General features: G+C 29.2%; 8 protein-coding genes. 1 reads left to right on the top strand and 7 read right to left on the bottom strand.

Annotated elements, in window-relative coordinates; all coding sequences use genetic code 11:
• Window positions 1-219 precede the first annotated feature (219 nt).
• Genes F3G86_RS09935 through F3G86_RS09925 form a run of 3 tightly spaced genes read right to left on the bottom strand, consistent with a single transcriptional unit; the run spans window position 220 to window position 1890 of the window.
• On the bottom strand, window positions 220-585 hold the full coding sequence (locus F3G86_RS09935; RefSeq protein ID WP_149723761.1) for a hypothetical protein: 366 nt from the start codon (window positions 583-585) through the stop codon (window positions 220-222).
• A gap of 50 nt (window positions 586-635) precedes the next feature.
• Window positions 636-1112, bottom strand: a complete 477-nt coding sequence (locus tag F3G86_RS09930) for a hypothetical protein (protein ID WP_149723760.1) — start codon at window positions 1110-1112, stop codon at window positions 636-638.
• A complete protein-coding gene (locus F3G86_RS09925; RefSeq protein ID WP_149723759.1) occupies window positions 1099-1890 on the bottom strand; it encodes a hypothetical protein in 792 nt (263 codons plus the stop codon). The genes F3G86_RS09930 and F3G86_RS09925 overlap by 14 nt, the downstream gene beginning before the upstream one ends.
• Window positions 1891-1936: 46 nt before the next feature.
• On the opposite strand from F3G86_RS09925, the gene F3G86_RS09920 reads away from it, so the two are divergent.
• Window positions 1937-2149 (top strand): hypothetical protein, encoded by a 213-nt coding sequence (locus F3G86_RS09920; protein WP_149723758.1) that lies wholly within the window; start codon window positions 1937-1939, stop codon window positions 2147-2149.
• A gap of 120 nt (window positions 2150-2269) precedes the next feature.
• Here the strand turns inward: F3G86_RS09920 and F3G86_RS09915 are convergent, their stop codons facing one another.
• The 4 genes from F3G86_RS09915 to F3G86_RS10555 all read right to left on the bottom strand — a co-directional run.
• Window positions 2270-2998: a hypothetical protein gene (locus F3G86_RS09915; protein WP_149723757.1), complete on the bottom strand. Its 729-nt coding sequence runs from the start codon at window positions 2996-2998 to the stop codon at window positions 2270-2272.
• Window positions 2999-3085: 87 nt separating this feature from the next.
• Complete coding sequence (locus tag F3G86_RS09910) at window positions 3086-3553, bottom strand: hypothetical protein (RefSeq protein ID WP_149723756.1); 468 nt, start codon at window positions 3551-3553, stop codon at window positions 3086-3088.
• A gap of 17 nt (window positions 3554-3570) precedes the next feature.
• Window positions 3571-4032, bottom strand: coding sequence for a hypothetical protein (locus tag F3G86_RS09905; protein WP_149723755.1), 462 nt, complete (start codon window positions 4030-4032; stop codon window positions 3571-3573).
• A 17-nt stretch (window positions 4033-4049) separates the two neighbouring features.
• On the bottom strand, window positions 4050-4339 hold a 290-nt coding region (locus tag F3G86_RS10555), incomplete at its 5' end, for a hypothetical protein (protein ID WP_188116457.1).

Raw genomic sequence — 4339 nt, 5'->3', positions numbered from 1 at the left:
CCCCAAAATAACCACCATTTGTACAATGTATGTCACCCTCGCATTCGAACATTGGAGTAGCTATTAAAAATTTTTCATTTTCATAGTAATACCCTATTTCTTCGGCTTTAAAAAAAGTAAAAAATAAGCTAATTAAAATAAAAAATCTAAAAACTATCATAAGTTCTTTCTATTAAAATTTACTGCAAAATAGTAATTACAAAATCACGCACGCTAGCCCTATTTATCAAATTTTAAATATTTACTATCGCAATCTTCAAAATGATTATACTTGTTCATAGAATTTCCATAGTTTTGTATGACTATACTACCATTTTCATACACTCCGCCAATCTTTTTAAATTTTATGTAAAATCCGCCTTCGCCATTGCTTTTTATGCTTGATATATAGCCTTGTGATTTTGTCTGATTATTTTCCACTATCTTGTAAAAATACTTCGCTTTATTAGTATTTTTTGCTATTTCTATTGAAATATTACAAGGCTCATTCTTGTAAATCCCCGTTAAATTTATATCTTTTGCGCAGGCTTTATGCGCTATAAAAGCTAGCACCATAAAATAAAAAATAAATATCTTGTTTGTCATATCTATCCACTCTTTTTTAAGCGCATTATATCTATTTAACAAAGGCAAAACTATATCTTTTTGATCTTCCCATTCTCAAATTTATATTTTCTTTCATTTGATAGTTTTCCGCTACCTTTAAAATTTGGATCGCAGTTGTTGGTTAGTGCATTTTTGTGTGGTTTGTCTATTATCAAGATGCCTCTATCATTGACTTCAAAAAATGGCACACTCGCGCACCAATCTATCTCTCCTTGAAATTTTATCTTGTCGTCATTTTTCTTTTCAAAAATTCTTAAAGGGCCGTGTCCGCTGCAGGCAGCATAGTTTTGTATGTCTTGAAATATCCACACTTCGCTGCTATTAACTTTGGTATAAAATATTAAATTTGGTTCAAGCTCATACTCGCACTCCCTGCTATAAATCTCTTCATCATTTATACTTATGGAGCATTTGTTATCCTTGCTGTATGTTTCTATGCTTAAGTTTTTGGCATTAGAAAATATAGCTAAAAGCAGTAATAAGTATACAAATTTAGTTTTTGTCATCGTTTTTTCTATTCTCAGGTAAAACTAAGTGACCATTTTTGTCTATTAGTGAGTATTGCACGAGCATGATATATAACATGTCATCTATCTGCGGGTAGTCGTCATCATAGTGGTAACTTTTGTATTTTTGTAAAAAGTCGTCATTTATTTCAGCTCTTTTTACATCTCTTGGTATGCTACCATTTTCTATCGGTACATATTTTAAAGTATCTTCAAATACTTCTTTAAATTTCTCGTAATCTTCGCCGTAAATTCTACTAAATAGCTCTTTATCATCATCGTAAAGCATTAAAGATAGCTTAGCAGTGTACTCTCTATAGAAATTCTTTACGCAATAGATACTTTCAGATACAAAAAATGCTGACTTAGCAACAAAGCTATAGTCATACTCTTTTTTTGAGTATCTAATGCACTCTTTTTTGCTATCTTTTATCCTTTCTCTAGCTACCTTTTGAGCTTTTTCTTTTAAATTTGGAGCTTCTTTTATTATTAGATTATAAAGATCAGCAAAATAGTTATCCCTAAAAGAGTTATAGTCTGACTGGCATATAAAGTCTTCTAAAGAGTATTTTTTAAATTTATAATTTCCTTTGGTATCATAGCAGGCAAAGCTAGGTTTGCTCTTTGTACCGTAGTCTCTCCAAGGGCTTGAATCATAATCATTTAGTTGGTAAAAATCATTACTAAATTTATTGATAGCATTTTCAGAGCTTAAAGGCTCAAAAGCGCTTAAATTTAAACTAGCAATCAGGGCTAGCAATATAATTTTAATTTTCATTCTATTTCCTTGCCTTTACCTATATTTAATTATTATTTGGTAAATGATGCGTGATATAATAATAGTTGCAACTAAAGATAAATTTATTAAGATTAGCACTGATATAAAAGGCAAAAAAAGAAAATCTCCAGTATCTGGGTCCCAAAAAGTAGGATATAAAAGATCTTTTGAGGTATTGTATAAAAAGCAACCACATCCGATCCAAACATTTAATGTGACAAATAAAACTAGCTTAAAAAATAGCGTATCAAATTTTTGAGAGATATTTTTAAATAGAGCTTTGAGAAAAAGAAATAGTAAGAATATTCCTATTTCAAAGATAATTATGATTAAGATAAATTTTAAGCTCATTAAAAATCCTTTGTAGAAAATTTATGCACTATTCCTCTTTTCTATTCTCTGGTAAAACTAAGTGGCCATTTTTATCTATTAGGGAGTATTGCACTAATACTATATAAATTAGATCATGGATTTTGTATCTATCATAATCACCAGTATAGTCATCATACTTTCTTAAAAACTCAGCATAAGGATTTTTGTCTGTATTTTTAATACCATTTAGCTCTACTTCAGAGTAAAGTATAGGCACATATTTTAAAGTATCTTCAAATACCTCTTTAAATTTCTCATAGTCTTCACCGTAAATTCTCTTAAATAGCTCTTTGTCGTTTTTATAAAGAAGTAAAGCTAGTTTAGCAGTATAGCTTCTGTAGTATGATTTTATGCAGTGAATAGTATTTGACATAACATCAGTATCGTTGCAATTTACCTCAAATTTTTTATAACTACGTGCTATGCACTTTTTCTTACTGTTTTTTGTCCTATCTCTATTTATCTTTTCAGCTTGAACCTTTAAATTTGGTTTTTCTTTTATGATTAGATTATAAAGATCAGCAAAGTAGTTATCTCTAAAAGAGCTATAGTCTGACTGGCATATTAAATCTTCTAAAGAGTACTCTTTAAATTTATATTTCCCTTTATCGTCATAGCATTTAAAGCTAGGAGCAATTGAATTGCCATTATTATAGTTTTCATCACATGATATAAGAATATTAACCTGTAAAAATCCTCCATAAGATGCCTTATTGGTAGACTCGCTCGGCATCATAGGCTCAAATCCATATAAATTAAGGCTTACTACTAAAAATAAAAATAATGTTTTTTAAATTTCATATCTTAGTCCTTTATAAATTTATTAATCAGGTAAATTCCAAGATATAAAATGATATGCATTTACTTTGTCGTCTTTTTCTTCAAATAACCACAATTCACAGCTGTCGTCAGGATTACGCTCACTTTTAGGGGAAAATAACTGAACCAAAAGAGTATTTTTATTTATCCATTTAAAATCAAAATCATAAGTTAGCTTATCTGTGTTGTAAGCTGTATATCTTATATTTTTCATACGTTCTATATCTTTTAGCTCTGGTTCTGGTGCGACAAATAATTTTAAAACATAATCCTTCCATATATCCAATATGGTAGTGCTATAGTAAATATACATATCTTCATTCCAAATTTTCTTAGCAAGCTTTTTACAATCTTTATTTAAAAACTTCTTAGGTACCGCCTTTCTTTCCCAGTCGTCATCATACTCATCTGTTGCAAATGATGTGCCTAATGCTAAAAATAAAGCTAAGACTATTTTAAAGATTATTTTCATAAATATATCACCTATGATTAATCAGGTAAATTTTTGGATGTAAAACTATACACATCCACACTACCATCATACTCTTCATATAGCCATAATTCACAGCTTGATTTAGAATATTTATCAGCATGAAAATGTAGTTGCACCAAAAGACTTTTGTTGTTTAGCCACTTAAAATCAAAGTCGTAACAAAAATTTTTATTACATTCTTTGTATTTAAGATTTTTTAGATGTCCTATGTCTTTGATTTTTAGGTCGTGATCGCCATATAAATTTAAAATTGGCTTTTTGTACATATTTAATATAGTGGTTTGACGATAAGAAACCTTGCCTTCATTCCAAATGTCTTTTGATATTGTTTTGCAACCTTGACTCAAAAACTTCTTAGGTATCGTCTTTTTCTCCCAACTATTATCATAGTCATCTGTCGCAAATGATAAATTTACAGCTAAAAGTAAAGCTAAGATTATTTTAAAGATTATTTTCATAAATATATCGCCTATGATTAATCAGGTAAATTCCAAGATATAAAATGATACACATCTATATTGTCATCCTTTTCTTCAAACAGCCATAACTCACAGATAGCATTAGGATTGTGATTATTTTTTGGTCGATACATCTGAGCCAATAGAGTTTTGTTATTTAACCACTTAAAATCAAAGTCGTAGCAACTAGCCATTGTGCAAGATTTGTATTTTATATTTTTCATATATTCTATCTCTTTTAGTTCTGGCTGCGGCGGATAAAAAAACATTAAAATAGGCTTTTTATATATATTTGTAATTTTTTCAC

The sequence above is a fragment of the Campylobacter concisus genome (genome assembly GCF_902460595.1).
Classification (GTDB): Bacteria; Campylobacterota; Campylobacteria; order Campylobacterales; family Campylobacteraceae; genus Campylobacter_A; species Campylobacter_A concisus_BL.
Note: the sequence above shows the minus strand (reverse complement) of the source record. Positions and strands in the feature narration are given on the sequence as shown.

What these genes read in the sequence shown, in the direction of transcription:
- F3G86_RS09920 (WP_149723758.1), top strand. Translation starts at nt 1,937, where the DNA reads ATGCGTGATATAATAATAGTTGCAACTAAAGATAAATTTATTAAGATT.
- F3G86_RS09905 (WP_149723755.1), bottom strand. Translation starts at nt 4,032, where the DNA reads ATGAAAATAATCTTTAAAATAATCTTAGCTTTACTTTTAGCTGTAAAT.
- F3G86_RS09925 (WP_149723759.1), bottom strand. Translation starts at nt 1,890, where the DNA reads ATGAAAATTAAAATTATATTGCTAGCCCTGATTGCTAGTTTAAATTTA.
- F3G86_RS09915 (WP_149723757.1), bottom strand. Translation starts at nt 2,998, where the DNA reads ATGATGCCGAGCGAGTCTACCAATAAGGCATCTTATGGAGGATTTTTA.
- F3G86_RS09930 (WP_149723760.1), bottom strand. Translation starts at nt 1,112, where the DNA reads ATGACAAAAACTAAATTTGTATACTTATTACTGCTTTTAGCTATATTT.
- F3G86_RS09935 (WP_149723761.1), bottom strand. Translation starts at nt 585, where the DNA reads ATGACAAACAAGATATTTATTTTTTATTTTATGGTGCTAGCTTTTATA.
- F3G86_RS09910 (WP_149723756.1), bottom strand. Translation starts at nt 3,553, where the DNA reads ATGAAAATAATCTTTAAAATAGTCTTAGCTTTATTTTTAGCATTAGGC.